The following is a 15,910-nucleotide window of genomic DNA, read 5'->3' on the forward strand; positions in this document are numbered from 1 at the left end:
TCAGGCTTCCAGCACGGCGACCAGTTGGGCGATGCGGGCCTCGGTGATGGGCTTTTCCATGAAGCCCACGCCGATCTGGGCCGCCCGCTCGCGCGTGGCGCTTTGCACGTTGGCCGTCAGCAGCGAGATGGCCGTGTCGGGGAATTGCTGGCGCAGCTGTTCGGCGGCGGCCACGCCGCCCATGCCGGGCATGTTGACGTCCATTAAGATCAGGTCGGGCGCCAGCGCTGGCGCGCGCGCCAGCGCTTCCTCGCCGCTGGCCGCCTCCTCGATCGCCCAGTGCGGATGCCGGGCCGAGATGTACTGGCGCGCCATCATGCGCGAGACGCGGCTGTCATCGACGATCAATATGGTTTTGCGTGGCTCCATGAGGGTTCCTGGTGGGGACGGGGCATGACCCATTCTCGCACAATCGCGCCGGCGGCAGGACAAGCACGATCGCAACCTGTGCAAGTGTGCGACAGTGGCGGCGCGTGGGGTTGTTTAAGCGCAATTTTTGTGGCAAAACGGGGCTGGCGGCGGGCGATCCGTTAAAATAGCGCCATTTTCCTACCCACTTAGAAGCAATCATGACTCAAGACGAACTGAAACAGGCGGTCGCCCGCGCCGCCATCGACTATGTGGTCGACGGCGAAATCATCGGTGTGGGCACCGGTTCCACGGCCAATTTCTTCATCGACGAACTGGCCAAGATCAAGCACCGCATCAAGGGCGCCGTGGCGTCGTCGGAAGCGACGGCGGCGCGCCTGGCCGGCCATGGCATCGCCGTGTATGACCTGAACCATGTGCCCGAGATTTCCGTCTACGTGGACGGCGCCGACGAGATCACGGCCAGCGGCGCCATGATCAAGGGCGGCGGCGCGGCCTTGACGCGCGAGAAGATCGTCGCCTCCGTGGCGCGCCAGTTCGTGTGCATCGCCGACGGCTCCAAGCTGGTCGAGGTGCTGGGCAAGTTCCCGTTGCCGGTGGAAGTGCTGCCGATGGCCCGCTCGGCCGTCATGCGCCGCCTGGCCACGCTCGGTGGCGAACCGCGCCTGCGCGTGCAGGCCGGTTCCGACCAGGCTTTCATCACCGACAACTGCTGCGAGATCATCGACGTGGTCGGCCTGGCGATCGCCGATCCGCTGTCGCTGGAGCAGCAGATCAACCAGATCGTGGGCGTGGTGGCCAATGGCCTGTTCGCCGCCCGCGGCGCCAACATTTGCCTGCTCGGCACGCCTGAAGGCGTGCGCAAGCTGGCCTTCTAAGGCGCTGGCCGCCGCCGCGCCGCCGTGTTGGTGGGCGCGGCGGTGACTGGCCGCCTGTCCCGGCGCATTTCCTCCCCGTCGTCTTTGTCGAGCCCGTCCATGAAACCATCGTTAGCCGTGCTGTTGTCCTGCAGTTTGCTGAGCAGTTTGTTGTTGGGCGGTTGTTCCTGGCTGCCGTCGCGCGCACGCGACGAGGCCGCTGCGGCCGCCCAGGCGCAGGCCGCGCGCCAGCCGGCGCCGCGCACGGTGGCGGCCGATGGCACGCCGCTGGTGCGTTTCGATGGCGTGGAAATCGAGAAAGTGCCGTTCCAGGCTGGCGTGTCGTCAGTCACGGTGGAACGGCTGGCGCGCCAGCACGATTGCGTGGGCGGCCTGGGGGCGGGGCTGGTCAGCGCGCCGGGTCCCGTCGAAATCTATCGCATGGCTTGCGATAATGGCAAGGTCTTCATGGCCCGCTGCGAACTGCGCCAGTGCAAGGCCATGTGATGCGGGCCGGATCCGCGTCCGGATCCGGTGTCTGCGCGTCTTACTCGGTGGGCGGCACGTAGCCCTGGGCCGCGTCGGCGCCGTCGCCGAAGAAGTGTTTTTCCATCTGCGTGGCCAGGTATTTGCGGGCGCGCTGGTCGGCCAGGTTCAGGCGGTTCTCGTTGACCAGCATGGTCTGGTGCTTGAGCCAGGCAGCCCAGGCTTCCTTCGAGACGGATTCATAGATCTTCTTGCCCAACTCGCCAGGATACGGCGGGAAATCCAGCCCTTCGGCTTCTTTGTTGAGTTTGATGCAATGCACGGTGCGGGCCATCTGAGTTGCTCCTAAAGCGGTAAGGAAAATAAGAGGTCGTTTCAACAAGCCCGTGGCGTCGTTGTGGCTCTTCGCCGTGCAGGCGCACTGCCTTCGTCGCCACGCCTTGCCACGGTCATGTTGAAACAAGCTCCAGGGATTATAAAGACTTAATCAGGACCTGGGATTTGCGTTGCCAGTTATACATGCGCTGGCGGTCTTTCGGCAGCGCGTCCACCGTGGCTGGCACGAAGCCGCGCTTCTGGAACCAGTGCGAGGTGCGGGTGGTGAGCACGAACAGCTTGGTCAGGCCGATGGCGCGCGCGCGGTTCTCCATGTGCTTGAGGATGCGCTCGCCGTCGCCCTGGGCCTGCACTTCGGGGTTGACCGTCAGGCAGGCCATTTCGGCCATCTTCTGTTCCGGGAACGGGTACAGCGCGGCGCAGCCGAAGATCACGCCATCGTGCTCGATGACGGAGAAGTAGTCGATTTCGCGCTCGATCAGTTCACGGCCGCGCTTGACCAGCGTGCCGTCCGCCTCCAGCGGTTCGATCAGCTTGATGATGCCGCCCACGTCCTCGATGGTGGCCTGGCGCAGGCTTTCCAGGTTCTCGTGGCTGATCATGGTGCCCACGCCATCGTGGGTGAACAGTTCCAGCAGGGCCGAGCCGTCCATGGCGAAGGGCACGATGTGGGACCGTTCGACGCCGTTCTCGCACGCCTTGATGCAGTGCTTGAGGTAAAACGCGGTGGCGTCGGGCAGGAAGCCGGCCTGCAGCACGGCTTGCGCCTGGTGCGAGGACAGTTCGCGGATTTCCGTGCCGCCGGCGTCGGTCATCATCTCCGTTTCCGTGATGAAGATCAGCTTGTCGGCGTGCAGGGCGATGGCGGCGCTGCAGGCCACGTCTTCCATGGTCAGGTTGAACGCCTCGCCGGTGGGCGAGAAGCCCAGCGGCGACAGCAGCACCAGGCCGTCCGAGCCGAGGATGGAATGGATGGTTTCGGCATCGACCTTGCGGGTGATGCCCGTCATTTCCAGATCCACACCGTCGATCACACCGAGCGGACGGGCCGTGATGAAGTTGCCGGAAATGATGCGGATGGCCGCGTGCGCCATCGGCGTGTTGGGCAAACCCTGGCTGAAGGCAGCCTCGATGTCCAGGCGCAGCTCGCCGGCCGCTTCCTTGGCGCACTCCATGGCGGCCGGGTCGGTGATGCGCACGCCGTTGTGGAAGCGGCCTTCCACGTTACGCAAGGCCAGTTGCTCGGCCACCTGCGGGCGCGAACCATAGACGACGGTGACGTTGATGTCCAGTGCGTGCAATAAAGACAAGTCGTGCGCCAGCACCTGCAGGGCGCCGGCGGCCACCAGTTCACCGGGGAAGGCGACCACGAAGGTCTTGCCGCGGAAGGCGTGGATGTAAGGCGCGACGGAGCGCAGCCATTGGACGAATTGGGTAGGATTTTCCATTTGGCGCATTATAATTCGCTGCGCGACGTCCCGCGCCAAATACATGTAAAAAACAATGTCAGAAGCCAGCAACAAGCCCCAAACCACGCCTAACCGCCAGCAAGCCGCCCATCCCCGCCAGCCGCAAGCGCCCCGCAACCAGCCGGAGCAGGGCCAGCCGCGCAGGGAGGGACAGGCCCGTCCGCAAGAGGCGCGAGGCGAGGGGGCACCGCGCCCGCAGGGCCAGCCGCGCGGCGACGCCGCGAACCGTGCGCCGGGGCAGCCTCGCCGTGAGGGACAGGCGCGTGCGCAAGGGCAGCCGCAAGGCGAGGGAACGCCGCGTCCGCAGGGACAGCCGCGCCGGGAGGGGACGGCGCCGGCGCAGGCGCGCGAGGGCGGGCAGGGGCGTGACGGGCGCCGCGCGCGCCTGACGCCGGAAGAACAGGCGGCCAGGGCGGCCGAGGCGGCGTTCCGCAATCCGCTGCCTCCGATCACTTATCCGGAAGACTTGCCCGTCTCGGGCCGGCGCCACGAGATCGCCGAGGCGCTGCAAAATAATCAGGTCATCATCGTGTCCGGTGAGACGGGTTCGGGCAAGACCACCCAGTTGCCCAAGATTTGCCTGGAGCTGGGCCGCGGCCAGGCCGGCCTGATCGGCCACACCCAGCCGCGCCGGATCGCCGCCTCGTCCACCGCCAAGCGCATCGCCCAGGAGCTGGGTTCGCCGCTGGGCGAGCACGTGGGCTTCAAGGTGCGCTTCGCCGACACGCTGAACCGGGGCGCGTCCGTCAAGCTGATGACGGACGGTATCCTGCTGGCCGAGACCCAGACCGACCCGCTGCTCAAGGGCTACGACACCATCATCATCGACGAGGCGCACGAACGCAGCCTCAACATCGACTTCCTGCTCGGCTACCTGAAGCAGCTGCTGCCGCGCCGGCCGGACCTGAAAGTGATCATCACCTCGGCCACCATCGACGCCGAGCGCTTCGCGCGCCACTTCGGCACGCCGGAAAAGCCGGCGCCCGTGATTGAAGTGTCGGGCCGCCTGTACCAGGTGGAAGTGCGCTATCGCCCGGTGGAGCGCGACCTGGTGACGGGCGACGCGCCCAGGCCGGCGGCCAAGGGCGCGCCGGCACGTGACAATGCCCGCGACAAGCGCGACCTGATGGATGCCGTGGTCGATGGCGTGGACGAATTGTGCCGCATCGGTTCCGGCGACGTGCTGGTATTCCTGCCCGGCGAGCGCGAAATCCGCGACGCGGCCGAGGCGTTGCGCAAGCACCATCCGCCGCACGTGGAAATCCTGCCGCTGTTCGCCCGCCTGTCGGCCGAGGAGCAGGAGCGCGTGTTCAAGCTGACCAACGCGCGCCGCATCGTGCTGGCCACCAACGTGGCGGAAACGTCGCTGACCGTGCCCGGCATCCGCTACGTGGTGGACGCGGGCCTGGCGCGCGTGAAGCGCTACAGCTACCGCAACAAGGTCGAGCAGTTGCAGATCGAGCCGATCGCGCAGTCGGCCGCCAACCAGCGCGCCGGCCGTTGCGGCCGCGTGGCCGATGGCGTCTGCATCCGCCTGTACGAGGAGCAGGACTTCCTGCAACGGCCCAAGTTCACCGAGCCGGAAATCCTGCGCTCGTCGCTGGCCTCCGTCATCCTGCGCATGAAGTCGCTGCACCTGACGGACGTGGAGACCTTCCCGTTCATCGAGCCGCCGCTGGCGCGCGCGATCGCGGACGGCTACCAGTTGCTGCAGGAACTGGGCGCGGTCGACGAGTACAACCAGCTGACGGCGCTGGGCAAGAAGCTGGCCAAGCTGCCGCTGGACCCGCGCGTGGGCCGCATGATCCTGGCCGCGCTCGACAACGTGTGCCTGAACGAAGTGCTGATCGTGGCTTCGGCCCTGTCGGTGCAGGACCCGCGCGACCGGCCGCTGGAATACCAGCAGGCGGCCGACGAGGCGCACAAGAAGTTCGCCGACGAGAAGTCCGAATTCCTCAGCTACATCAAGATCTGGAAGTGGTTCGAGTCCGCCATCGAACACAAGAAGACCAACCGCCAGTTGCAGGACAATTGCCGCAGCAACTTCCTGTCCCAGTTGCGATTACGCGAGTGGCGCGACGTGCACTCGCAGCTGCTGACCATCGTCAAGGAGCAGGGCTGGCGCCTGAACGATACCCCGGCCACCTACGAAAACTTGCACCTGGCCTTGCTGACCGGCTTGCTGGGCAATATCGGCTTCAAGTCCGAGGACGAGCCGGGCGCCGGTTTCCTCGGCGCGCGCGGCATCAAGTTCCACATCTGGCCCGGTTCCTCGCTGCTGAAAAAGCCGGGCAAGTGGATCATGGCCGCCGAGCTGGTCGACACCACGCGCCTGTACGCGCGCTGCGTGGCCCAGATCCAGCCCGAGTGGCTGGAAAAGGTGGGCGGCCACCTGCTGAAGAAATCGTGGGGCGAGCCGCGCTGGGAAAAACGTTCCGCGCAGGTGACAGCGTCCGAGCGCGCCACCTTGTACGGGCTGGTGGTGTACAGCCAGCGCCGCATCAACTACGGCCAGTTCAACCCGGCCGAGGCGCGCGAAATCTTCATCCGCGATGCGCTGGTCGGCGGCGACTATGACACGCGCGCGCCGTTCTTTGCGCACAACCACAAGCTGGTCAAGGAGATCGAGAACCTGGAGCACAAGTCGCGCCGGCTCGACGTGCTGGTGGACGATGAACTGATCGCCGCCTTCTACGACAAGCTGATCCCGGCCGACGTGGTCAACGGCGCCGGTTTCGAAAAATGGCACAAGGAGGCCACGGCGGCCGAACCGAAGCTGCTGTACCTCAACCGCGACGAGCTGATGCGCCATGAGGCGGCCGGCGTGACCACCGACCTGTTCCCGAAAACGATGGCGGTGACGGGCCTGGAAATGCAGCTGACCTATCACTTCGAGCCGGGCAGCGTGCGCGACGGCGTGACCATGGCCGTGCCGCTGTACGCGCTGAACCAGTTGCCGCGCGAGCGTTGCGAATGGCTGGTGCCGGGCATGTTAAAAGAGAAGGTGCACCTGCTGCTCAAGTCGCTGCCGCAAAAGCTGCGGCGCCATTGCGTGCCGCTGCCCGAGTATGCGGCCAAATTCTGCGAGCGGGTGCAGGAGGCGGGCACCTTCGGGCGCGGCGACCTGATCGACGCCATCATTGCCGACATCCGCGCGCAGATCACGATTTCCGTGCTGACCACGGACTTCAAGCCGGAAACGCTGCCGGCCCACCACTTCATGAATTTCAAGGTGATCGACGAGCATGGTCGCCAGCTGGAGATGGGCCGCAACCTGGCCACGTTGCAGGCGGAGTTCGGTACCCAGGCGCGCGAGAGCTTCCAGAAGATGGCCGAAGCGTCCGGCGCGCAGGGCGTAAGCATGCGCGCGTTGGGCACGGGTGGCTCCGCGCCAGCGGCGGGGCAGGGCGCACGTGCTGGCGCTGGCAAGCCGCCCCAAGGTGGAGCGGGTGGTTCGGCCGCACCGGGCGCCGGCAAGGGCGGCGCGTCCGCTGGCGCGGCGGATGCGGCCGGTGGAGGCCAAGGGACTTCCACCGACGGCATCACGCTGACCGGCTTGACCAGCTGGACCTTTGGCGAATTGCCGGAGCTGCTGGAAATCGCGCAAGGCAAGCTGACGCTGATCGGCTTCCCCGCGCTGGTGGACAAGCGCACCCACTGCGACCTGGAAGTGTTCGACGACCCGACCGTGGCCGCGCGCACCCATCGCGTGGGCTTGCGCCGCCTGTTCGCCTTGCAGCTCAAGGACCAGATCAAGTTCATCGAAAAAAGCATCCCCGGTCTCCAGCAGATGGGCATGCAGTACATGGCCATGGGCACGCAGGAAGAGTTGCGCGACGAGATCATCAACAAGGCGCTCGACATCGCCTGCCTGCAGGATCCGCTGCCGATTGACGCCGCTTCGTTCGCCAAGCGCAAGGACGAGGGCAAGTCTCGGCTGGTGCTGCTGGTAAACGAGATCGCCCGCCTGCTGGCGCAAGTGCTGACGGAATTCCATGGCCTGCCCAAGCGCCTGCAAGGCTTGCAGCCACAAGCGGCGGCTGACATGCAAAGCCAGCTGCAAGGCCTGGTGCACAAGCGCTTCCTGTCCGAGAACGAGTACAGCCAGCTCGCGCATTTCCCGCGCTACCTCAAGGCCATCAATGTGCGCATCGAAAAGCTGCGCGCCGATCCGGCACGCGACGCCAAGTTGATGGCCGAGTGGCAGCTCGCCGCGACGCCTTATCTGCGGGCCAGCAAGGACCGCCACGCGGGCAAGAACACGGACCCGAAGATGGTCGAGTTCCGCTGGATGCTGGAGGAATTGCGCGTGTCGCTGTTCGCGCAGGAGTTGCGCACGCCGATGCCCGTGTCCGTCAAGCGGCTGCAAAAAGTGTGGGAGTCGATGCAGCGTTAAGCGCCGGCGCCAGCCATGGCGCCGCTGGTCACCGGCATGCGCGCCCTGTCACATACGGGCGCGCCGGAGGTGCGGGCATCAGTGGTGGCTGGTGCCTGGCCCGGTGCCGTAGAACGTGTGCACCTGGTTGGCCCAGTCATCCATGGTCATGTCGGGCCAGTTGTCCTTGTCGAAGCCGGGCGCGTTCTTCAGCGTCTCTTTGTCCACGTCCAGCACGAAACGCTTGTTGACGGTGTCGAGCGACAGCCTGTCCCATGGTACGGCGAACAGTTTTTCGCCGATGCCGATAATGCCGCCAAACGACAGTACGGCGTACGCCACTTCGCCGGTCTGCATGTCGAGCATGATTTCCTTGATGTCGCCCAGGTCTTCATCGTTCTGGTTGTACACGTCTTCGCCAATCAGCGTGTCTGCACCCATCAGGCGAGGGCCGGGGCCACTCTTGTCCGAGTGCTTGTAGATACCGAAAACGTCACGGTCGAGGTAGCTCATGTTGGTCTCCTTATGTGCAATATACCGCTCCGGAATGCAGCGGATTCGGTCAGGATACGCCGCTAGCCTGGCGCGCGTTTGATTCGTTCAATCGTGCTCACGTTAGCGCGGCGGTAAGTGCTCCAGCGTACGGACGGCGGTGCCGGGTCCACGTTACATTGCCTGTTCCTTACAGCATGCGGCGGTGAACATGATGGTCAAACGTGCCGCTGGCTTGCGGTTGCTGCGTAGTCTGATGCGGTCGGGTAAGGCACAGCAGCGCGTCGTCAGCAAGGTCGTGGCACAGCTGTTTGCGGCGCCCAAGGCCAAGCCAAGGCCAACGGCCAAGTCGACCGTGCGGCCGGCGCGGAAGGCGGCCGCCGCGCCGGCATCGGTGCCGGCAAAAGTGGCGGCGCCCCATGTGCCGGCGTCGCCCGGCAAATGGCTGGCGTCGCATTTCACGGCGCCTGCGCTGGCCGGCGCGGGCGCGGCGCGGCGCATGAGCTACTGGCTCTACCTGCCCGAGCGGATGCCTGATCCGGCCAGCGGCGCCGGCTTGCCGCTGGTGGTGCTGCTGCATGGCTGCCAGCAGACGGCCACCCAGCTGGCGCAAGGGACGCGGATGAACCAGTTGGCCGAGCGCAGCGGCTGCGCCGTGTTGTATCCACAGCAGCGCGTCAGCAGCCACGCGCAGCGTTGCTGGAAGTGGTTCGACCATGCCACCCAGCTGGGCGGTGGTGATGTGCCCATGATCGTGGGCATCATCGACAAGGTGCAGCGCCAGTATGGGTTCGACCGTAGCCGCATCTATATCGCCGGCATGTCGGCCGGCGCGGGCATGGCGCATATCGTCGCGCTCAACCATCCCGATCTGATTGCGGCGGTGGGCCTGCATTCCGGCCCGGCGTTCGGCGCCGGCCACAGCGTGATGGGCGCGCTGGGGGTGTTGCAGCACGGCGCCGGCGCCCGCGGCGAGCGCGCCATTCACGACATATTGCAGCGGCGGCCGGGGTTTCCGGGCATGCCGACCATCCTGATCCAGGGCGAGGGGGATCGCGTGGTCCGGCCCATCAATCAGGGCCAGTTGCTGGAGCAGGGCTTGTTGCTGAACGGGCTGCCGGCTGGCATGGCGGGCAAGGCCGGCAGTGTGCCGGGCGGCCGTGCCGGCAGCCGCAAGGCGCAGCAGATCCAGGACTATTACGCGGGCCGCTCGCTGGTGCTCAGGGTGGCGCGGATCGCCCAGCTTGAGCATGCCTGGAGCGGGGGCGACCCGGCCGTGCCGTTCCATGCCGGCGGTGGCCCGGACGCGGGCCAGATGATGCTCGATTTCTTTGCGCGCCACCGGCGCGCGCCCGCGTGATGGCTACAGCAGGAACGCCAGCGCCGCCACGGCCGTGGGCGCCAGCGCGCCCAGCAGCAGGCCCGGCGCGCCGATCGACGCATCCTGGAAGCCGCGCCGCAGCAGCGCCACGCCGGCCGGATTGGGCGCGTTGGCAATCACGGTCAGGCCACCGCCGGCCACGGCGCCGGCCACCAGCATGTACTGCGACTGGGGCGAGATGCCGGCAATGAGCGAACCGAGGTAGGTCAGGGCCGCATTGTCGGTCACGGCCGTTAGGCCCAGCGCGCTGAAGAACAGCGCCACCGGCGGCAGGCTCGACACGATCGGTTGCAGCCACCATTGCTGCATGCCGCCCAGCACCACCAGTCCGGCCAGGAAGAAGCCCACCAGCAAGCCTTCCTTGACGATCAGCGGCTGCTGGTAGCGTTCATACGCCTGGGTAAAACCGAGGAACAGCAGGAAGATGCCGAGGAACAGCACCGGGTGGTGGCCGAGCACGACCACGGCGGCCAGGAAGGCCAGGTGGATGGCGGCCACGGCCAGCGGCACCGGCGGCGCCGCGTCGCCCGACTGCGCGGTGGCGCCGTCCACATGGCGGCGCAGCAGGAAGGTGACGGCGGTGGCGTTGCACAGCACGGCCAGGGCGGCCTTCCAGCCGAAGTGGCTGGCCATGAAGGCGCTGTCCCATTGCCAGGTGGCGGCCACCATCAGCACGGGCGGCGCGGCATAGGCCGTCAGCGTGCCGCCGATCGAGACGTTGACGAACAATACGCCGAGCGCGCCATACTTCAGCCATTCCGGCATTCCCTGGCGGAACACCAGCGGCGCCAGCATCAGTGCGGCCAACGTCATGGCGGCCGGTTCCGTGATCAGCGAACCGGTCAGCGGCACCAGCGCCAGGCCGAACCAGACCAGCGTCAGTTCCGTGCGCAGCGGCAGCAGCCGGGCCAGCGCGCGCAGCGTGCGCTGCACGATGTCGAGCACGGGCCGCGAGGCGGCCACCACCATGACGACGAACACGAACAGCGGTTCCGTGTACTGGCGCGTTTCGGCGTAATCGATGGCGGCCTGGCCGCCTTGCAGCAAGGCCATGGCCGCCACCAGCACGAAAGCCCAGAAGCCGAACACCACCTCGACCTCGCCCAGCAGGTGGAACAGGCCGGCGTGGCGCGGGTGGCGGTGGGCCAGCACCTCGAATGACTTGGCGGCGAAGGTGTGCAGCAGCGCCAGGCCGAACAGGGCTGCGCCGATCAGTTGCATCGTATTCATGGTTGATTTGTTGGTCAAGGATATCGCCAGCATGTTACAGCATGGATAAGCTTGCCAATACCGAAGCACACTCGGCCGCAGATAGTCCTTGCCAAAATGCGGAGCAAATAGTACTGTGTATTTATACAGTAGTTTTTTGCTTTTGAATTTGCCCCACATTTGACTCATATTTGTTCCACTCCTCACATCCCATGTCACGCTCCGCTCCCATTGCCGCGCCCGAAGCCGTGCACCCGTCGCTATGGCTCGCTTCGCAACTGGCGCACAGCAGCACCCGCTGCGTCGACACGGGCTACGCCGCCCTGTCGGCCCAGTTGCCCGGCGGCGGCTGGCCGCTGGGTACGCTGATCGACTTGCTGGTGCAGCAGCCCGGCAGCGGCGAGTTGCGCTTGCTGCGCCCGGCCCTGGCCAGCCTGGGCCAGCGTTCCATCGTGCTGCTGCAGCCGCCCCATGTGCCGCAGGCGCTGGCGCTGGCCGCGCTGGGCTTGCCGCCGTCGCAGCTGATCTGGATACGCAGCGGCGCCAAAAGCGGCGATGCGCTGTGGGCGGCGGAGCAGGTGCTGCGCAGCGGCTGCTGCGGCGCGCTGTTGCTGTGGCAGACCCACGCGCGCGGCGAGACGCTGCGCCGGCTGCATCTGGCGGCCCAGAGCGGCGACACCCTGTTCTGCATGCTGCGTCCGCTGGCGGCCGCGCAGGATGCGTCACCGGCGCCGCTGCGGCTGTCGCTGCGCCCGGCGGCCGGCGGCATCGAGCTCGGCTTCGTCAAGCGCCGGGGACCGCAGCGCGATGCGCCGCTGTTCCTGCCCCTCACTCCTTCCTTGTTGCAGCGCCATGCGTCTCTGGATCGGCCTTTACCTGCCCCGGCTCCCGCTCGAAGTGTTTTGCCCGCGCTGGTCGGTTGACCAGGGCAGCGTGGTGCTGGAACAGGAGCGCGTGCTGGTCGCCTCGCCGCAGGCGCAGGCGGCCGGCGTGCTGCCGGGCATGCGGCGCGGCGGGGCGCTGATGCTGGCGCCGCAGGCCCAGTTACACCAGCGCGCGCCCACGCTGGAGGCCGAGGCCTTGCAGGCCGTGGCGATGGCGCTGCTGCAATTCACGCCCCAGGTGGCCGAGGGCGAGGAGGCGACGTTGTTGATGGATGTGGGCGCCAGCCTGCGCCTGTTCGGCGGCGTGCGCGCCCTGTGCCGGCAAGTGCTGGCCAGCTTGCAGGCGCTGGGCTTCACGGCCGCGCTGGGCTGCGCGCCCACGGCGCGCGGCGCCTGGCTGCTGGCCCGCAGCGGCGGCGGGCGCAGTGTCAAGATGGCGACGCTGGAACGGCGCCTGGCGCGGCTGCCGTGCAGTCTGTTGCCGCCCGCGCGGCCTTACCTGACCTGGCTGGAAGGCATCGGCTGCCTGACCGTGGGCGAGCTGCGCCGCCTGCCCCGTCCCGGCCTGCAGCGCCGCTGCGGCCGGGCCTTGCTTGACATGCTCGACGGCGCGCATGGGCAGACGGCCGAGCTGTTCGAATGGCTGGCCGCGCCGGACAGTTTTCGCGCCAGGGTGGAACTGTTCGACCGGGTCGAGCACGCGGAAGCGTTGTTGTTCGGCGCGCACCGGCTGTTGCTGCAAATGACGGGCTGGCTGTGCGCGCGCCAGTTCGCCGTCGAGCGCGTGAGTCTGGCGCTGGAGCATGAGCGGGGCAGGGTGGCGCGGCCGCCCACGATGCTGGAGATCGTGCTGGCCGAACCCACCTGGCGCGCCGAGCACCTGCTGCGCCTGCTCAAGGAGCGGCTGGGCAAGCTGGTGCTGGAGGCGCCCGTGATTGGCCTGTGCCTGGAAGCGCCGCAAGTGCGGCCCATGATGCCGCCCAACGCATCGCTGTTTCCCGAGCCGGGTGGCAGCAAGGAAGACCGGCAGCGGCTGTTCGAATTGCTGGTGGCACGGCTGGGGCCGGACAATGTGCTGCAGGCCGCGCCGCTGGCCGACTACCGGCCGGAGCTGGCCAACCAGTGGGTCAGCGTGCAGGAAAAGATACGTCCGGCCGACGCCCGCGCCCAGCTGCCGCCGGACATGCCCAGCCTGCCGCGGCCGGCGTGGCTGCTGGCCAAGCCGATCGCGCTGCTGATGCGCGACCACCGGCCGTTCTACGGTTCACCGTTGAAAATGATGTCGAGTGGCGAGCGCATCGAGGCGGGCTGGTGGAGCCAGACCCAGACCCGCGATTATTTCATCGCCGAAGGCCAGGACCACGCGCATTACTGGGTCTACCGTGAACGCCTGGCCAGCGCGGACGGGCAGGCCGAGCCGCGCTGGTATTTGCACGGCTTGTTTGGGTAGTGACAGGGGGGAGAGCGATGCTGCGCGGGGGCCGATGGCGCCCGCGTGGGAGGTGCTGCAACGGCATGGCAAGTGAAGCACGGACGCGCATGGATACCCTGCGCGCTGCGCCGTGCGCTGCATACCGTCGTGCTTATTCGTCGTCGTTAAATTCCTCGGCCAGGTCTTTCCAACCCTTGCCGGCCGCGTAGGCGTTGAATTCGTCGGGCGCTTCCAGCACCATCAGCTTGTTTTCCTGCAGCACGGCGTCGCCCGGCGTGAGCAGGGGGCCCTGGTAGCCCGTGGTGCGCAACTGCGCCACGATGGCCGCGATCAGCGTCTTGTCCTTGTGCAGGCCGGCGATGGAGCCGGCGAAATCCACGTACACATCGATGGCGCCATACCCTTCGTCGAAGATACGGATGGCCTTGATGTCGTGGGCACGGCCGGAGCCGTCGGTGGCCTTGAAGGGGCCGCTGAGCTGGATGTCGGTGTCTTTGTTCATGCTGCTAGCATACACCATCCGGCGGCGGCGCAGGCCGCGCCGCCGCCGGGCTGTTTCACGCTGCTTACCTCAGCGGCTGCAAGATGGCGCTCAGCCGGTCCGGCGTGCCGGGGATGCGTTCCAGGCGCGGATACTTCAGGCCGTCGCGGTAGTCGAGCGCGATGGTGTGGTACAGATTGCCCTTCTTGACCAGCAGTTCGATGGGCTGCTTGCCATCCCTGGCGGCCGTGATGGCGGCGCGCAGCAGGTCGGCCTTGTAGGCGCGGCCATTGACGGCCAGCAGCGTCGTGTTGCCCGACAGGCCGGCGCGGAATGCCGGCCCTTCCCAGCGCAGCGCCTCTATCCTGCCGTCCGCGCTGACCGAGAAGCCCAGCGAATACTGGAAGTTGGCCCACTTGCTCAGCTCTTCCTGCATCTTCAGGAAGTCGGTCGGCTTGTCCGTGTACACCAGTTTCCAGCCGGCGCGGGCCAGACCGTCGAGCGGGGCGCCGGGGCCGTGGCCGTCGAGCCGCGCGCGCAGGAAGCTGGCCCAGTCGTAGGGCTGGATGGCATTGAGCGCCTGCACCACATCCTCGAAGGTATAGTATTTGGCCACGCTGACGCCATCGTCCACGCCGAAGAAGCTGCGCGCGAAGTCGTTCAGCGAGCGGTGCTCGTTCGACATTTCGCGGATCTTGGTATCGACGTCGAGCCAGATCAGCGCGCCTTCCGAGTAGTAATCCTCGGCGCGTTGCCAGTTGTTCCACGGCTGCGGACGGCGGGCGTTGATGATGGGGTCGTTCGTTGTGTCCTGCACGGCGCGCCAGCTGCGGCCCTGCACCGTGTCGTAGCGGGCGGCCATGGCGGCGAACAGGTCGCGCATGTGTTCCAGCTTGATCAGGCCGGAGCGGGCCGACAGCACCTCGCCCCAGTATTGTGTTTGACCTTCGTACACCCACAGCAGGGAATTTTGCAGCGGCGTGTTGAAGTCGGGCACATCCTGGCCGGCCGGACGGCGGAACTTGCCGTTCCACGAATGGGTGAATTCATGGGGCAGCAGGCCGCGCTCGCCTTCGTTCTTGGCCCAGTCCGTGAAGTAGCCTGTCTTCAAGCCATTCTCGCTGGACTGGTGGTGTTCGCGGCCGATGCCGCCGAATTCGTCGCTCAGCGCGAACAGGAAATCGTAGTGCGCGTAATGCTGCGAGTCGAACAGCTTGAGCGCTTGCGTGACCATGGCGCGGTGCAGTTCGATCTGTTCAGGCTTGGCGTCCAGCGCCTCGGCCGTGTCGGCCACCACGTCCAGGTGCACGGGGACCTTGGCGCCCGGCGCCAGGTCGAAGCGGCGGAAATAGCGGCCCGCGAACAGGGGCGAGTCGACCAGTTTTTCCAGGTCCAGCGGCTTGAAGGCCACTTCGTCGCCGGTGCGCTCGGCCGTCTCCAGCGCCGTGCCGTATTGCCAGCCGGCCGGCAGCGTCAGCTTGGGCTGGACCGTGATGGCGCGCGTGCGGTAGCCGGCCGGGTACAGCGCCATCGCGTGCCATTGCACGCCGAGGATGTCGCCGGTCATCGTGGTGCGGCCCTGGTTCGCTTCCACCGGCGACAGGTATTGGTACTCCGCCTCCAGCGTGGTGGCGCCGGCCGGCACGTCGACATGGAAAGCGTACACATTGATCGTGTCGCGCCGCCAGTCCAGTGGCTTGCCATCGGCCGTCAGCTTGAGGCCGGCGAACTGGTTGAGCGGGCCGCTGGGGCCATGGTTGCCCGGCACCCACTGAGGATAGAGCAGCGTCAGCTTGCCGGCATGAACGGGGATGCGTTCATGGATGCGGAAAATTTGCTGGGCCGTATTGCTGGCGTCCACTTGCAGGACGATGGTGCCCGGATAGGGCTGGTCCGCGGGCGCCGGGATGGTGTCGGCGCGCGCCGCGAGGCCAGTGGCCAGCAAGGCTGCCAGCAGCGCGGTGGCGCGCGGGCGGGGCAGACGGGGCGGGGATACTGTCTTGGTCGCAGTCATGGTTGTTACGGTGGCGGCATGGAAAGCTGGCGAGTGTAGCACGGGAGAAACTGATAAATCTCGCAATCATGATGGCCGGCGGTCAACGTAAATTTTTTTGAAAATTTTTCGCCGTCTGGGGATGG

Annotated in this window: 13 protein-coding genes; 6 read left to right on the forward strand and 7 right to left on the reverse strand. The window is 66.8% G+C overall.

Annotation, left to right across the window (positions count from 1 at the left end):
* Window positions 1-369, reverse strand: a complete 369-nt coding sequence (locus H3H36_RS09485; protein ID WP_182216657.1) for a response regulator — start codon at window positions 367-369, stop codon at window positions 1-3.
* A 200-nt stretch (window positions 370-569) separates the two neighbouring features.
* On the opposite strand from H3H36_RS09485, the gene rpiA reads away from it, so the two are divergent.
* Window positions 570-1,247, forward strand: coding sequence for a ribose-5-phosphate isomerase RpiA (rpiA, locus tag H3H36_RS09490; RefSeq protein WP_182216659.1), 678 nt, complete (start codon window positions 570-572; stop codon window positions 1,245-1,247).
* A 99-nt stretch (window positions 1,248-1,346) separates the two neighbouring features.
* Window positions 1,347-1,733, forward strand: coding sequence for a hypothetical protein (locus tag H3H36_RS09495; protein ID WP_182216661.1), 387 nt, complete (start codon window positions 1,347-1,349; stop codon window positions 1,731-1,733).
* Window positions 1,734-1,773: 40 nt separating this feature from the next.
* Here the strand turns inward: H3H36_RS09495 and H3H36_RS09500 are convergent, their stop codons facing one another.
* On the reverse strand, window positions 1,774-2,046 hold the full coding sequence (locus tag H3H36_RS09500; protein ID WP_182152168.1) for an oxidative damage protection protein: 273 nt from the start codon (window positions 2,044-2,046) through the stop codon (window positions 1,774-1,776).
* Between the two features lie 139 nt (window positions 2,047-2,185).
* A complete protein-coding gene (argA, locus tag H3H36_RS09505; protein WP_182216663.1) occupies window positions 2,186-3,496 on the reverse strand; it encodes an amino-acid N-acetyltransferase in 1,311 nt (436 codons plus the stop codon).
* Between the two features lie 55 nt (window positions 3,497-3,551).
* Between argA and hrpA the strand changes: the two genes are divergently transcribed.
* On the forward strand, window positions 3,552-7,913 hold the full coding sequence (gene hrpA, locus H3H36_RS09510; RefSeq protein ID WP_182216665.1) for an ATP-dependent RNA helicase HrpA: 4,362 nt from the start codon (window positions 3,552-3,554) through the stop codon (window positions 7,911-7,913).
* A 78-nt stretch (window positions 7,914-7,991) separates the two neighbouring features.
* Here the strand turns inward: hrpA and H3H36_RS09515 are convergent, their stop codons facing one another.
* Window positions 7,992-8,405 (reverse strand): PRC-barrel domain-containing protein, encoded by a 414-nt coding sequence (locus H3H36_RS09515; protein WP_182216668.1) that lies wholly within the window; start codon window positions 8,403-8,405, stop codon window positions 7,992-7,994.
* 190 nt (window positions 8,406-8,595) lie between these two features.
* Here H3H36_RS09515 and H3H36_RS09520 point away from each other — a divergent pair, with 190 nt between their 5' ends.
* Window positions 8,596-9,744 carry an extracellular catalytic domain type 1 short-chain-length polyhydroxyalkanoate depolymerase gene (locus tag H3H36_RS09520; RefSeq protein ID WP_311196615.1) on the forward strand — a complete coding sequence of 383 codons (1,149 nt, stop codon included), beginning with the start codon at window positions 8,596-8,598 and terminating at the stop codon, window positions 9,742-9,744.
* 3 nt (window positions 9,745-9,747) lie between these two features.
* Here the strand turns inward: H3H36_RS09520 and H3H36_RS09525 are convergent, their stop codons facing one another.
* Window positions 9,748-10,995 (reverse strand): putative Na+/H+ antiporter, encoded by a 1,248-nt coding sequence (locus H3H36_RS09525; protein WP_182216670.1) that lies wholly within the window; start codon window positions 10,993-10,995, stop codon window positions 9,748-9,750.
* A 191-nt stretch (window positions 10,996-11,186) separates the two neighbouring features.
* Between H3H36_RS09525 and imuA the strand changes: the two genes are divergently transcribed.
* Together imuA and H3H36_RS09535 are read left to right on the forward strand one after the other, a co-directional pair.
* A complete protein-coding gene (imuA, locus tag H3H36_RS09530) occupies window positions 11,187-11,897 on the forward strand; it encodes a translesion DNA synthesis-associated protein ImuA (protein WP_182216672.1) in 711 nt (236 codons plus the stop codon).
* The gene (locus tag H3H36_RS09535) at window positions 11,827-13,308 is read left to right on the forward strand and encodes a Y-family DNA polymerase (RefSeq protein ID WP_182216674.1); all 1,482 of its coding nucleotides are present in this window, start codon (window positions 11,827-11,829) and stop codon (window positions 13,306-13,308) included. The genes imuA and H3H36_RS09535 overlap by 71 nt, the downstream gene beginning before the upstream one ends.
* A 133-nt stretch (window positions 13,309-13,441) precedes the next feature.
* On the opposite strand, the gene H3H36_RS09540 is transcribed toward H3H36_RS09535, so the two are convergent.
* The gene (locus tag H3H36_RS09540; RefSeq protein ID WP_182216677.1) at window positions 13,442-13,792 is read right to left on the reverse strand and encodes a hypothetical protein; all 351 of its coding nucleotides are present in this window, start codon (window positions 13,790-13,792) and stop codon (window positions 13,442-13,444) included.
* 64 nt (window positions 13,793-13,856) lie between these two features.
* Entirely contained in the window at window positions 13,857-15,785 is a 1,929-nt protein-coding gene (locus tag H3H36_RS09545) for a M61 family metallopeptidase (protein WP_182216679.1), read from the reverse strand.
* Between the last annotated feature and the right edge of the window lie 125 nt (window positions 15,786-15,910).

Source organism: Rugamonas fusca (assembly GCF_014042365.1).
GTDB lineage: Bacteria > Pseudomonadota > Gammaproteobacteria > Burkholderiales > Burkholderiaceae_D > Rugamonas > Rugamonas fusca.

Coding starts and splice junctions, on each gene's coding strand:
- hrpA (WP_182216665.1), top strand. CDS start 3,552: ATGTCAGAAGCCAGCAACAAGCCCCAAACCACGCCTAACCGCCAGCAA.
- argA (WP_182216663.1), bottom strand. CDS start 3,496: ATGGAAAATCCTACCCAATTCGTCCAATGGCTGCGCTCCGTCGCGCCT.
- H3H36_RS09520 (WP_311196615.1), top strand. CDS start 8,596: ATGATGGTCAAACGTGCCGCTGGCTTGCGGTTGCTGCGTAGTCTGATG.
- H3H36_RS09515 (WP_182216668.1), bottom strand. CDS start 8,405: ATGAGCTACCTCGACCGTGACGTTTTCGGTATCTACAAGCACTCGGAC.
- imuA (WP_182216672.1), top strand. CDS start 11,187: ATGTCACGCTCCGCTCCCATTGCCGCGCCCGAAGCCGTGCACCCGTCG.
- H3H36_RS09535 (WP_182216674.1), top strand. CDS start 11,827: ATGCGTCTCTGGATCGGCCTTTACCTGCCCCGGCTCCCGCTCGAAGTG.
- H3H36_RS09525 (WP_182216670.1), bottom strand. CDS start 10,995: ATGAATACGATGCAACTGATCGGCGCAGCCCTGTTCGGCCTGGCGCTG.
- H3H36_RS09545 (WP_182216679.1), bottom strand. CDS start 15,785: ATGACTGCGACCAAGACAGTATCCCCGCCCCGTCTGCCCCGCCCGCGC.
- rpiA (WP_182216659.1), top strand. CDS start 570: ATGACTCAAGACGAACTGAAACAGGCGGTCGCCCGCGCCGCCATCGAC.
- H3H36_RS09540 (WP_182216677.1), bottom strand. CDS start 13,792: ATGAACAAAGACACCGACATCCAGCTCAGCGGCCCCTTCAAGGCCACC.
- H3H36_RS09500 (WP_182152168.1), bottom strand. CDS start 2,046: ATGGCCCGCACCGTGCATTGCATCAAACTCAACAAAGAAGCCGAAGGG.
- H3H36_RS09495 (WP_182216661.1), top strand. CDS start 1,347: ATGAAACCATCGTTAGCCGTGCTGTTGTCCTGCAGTTTGCTGAGCAGT.
- H3H36_RS09485 (WP_182216657.1), bottom strand. CDS start 369: ATGGAGCCACGCAAAACCATATTGATCGTCGATGACAGCCGCGTCTCG.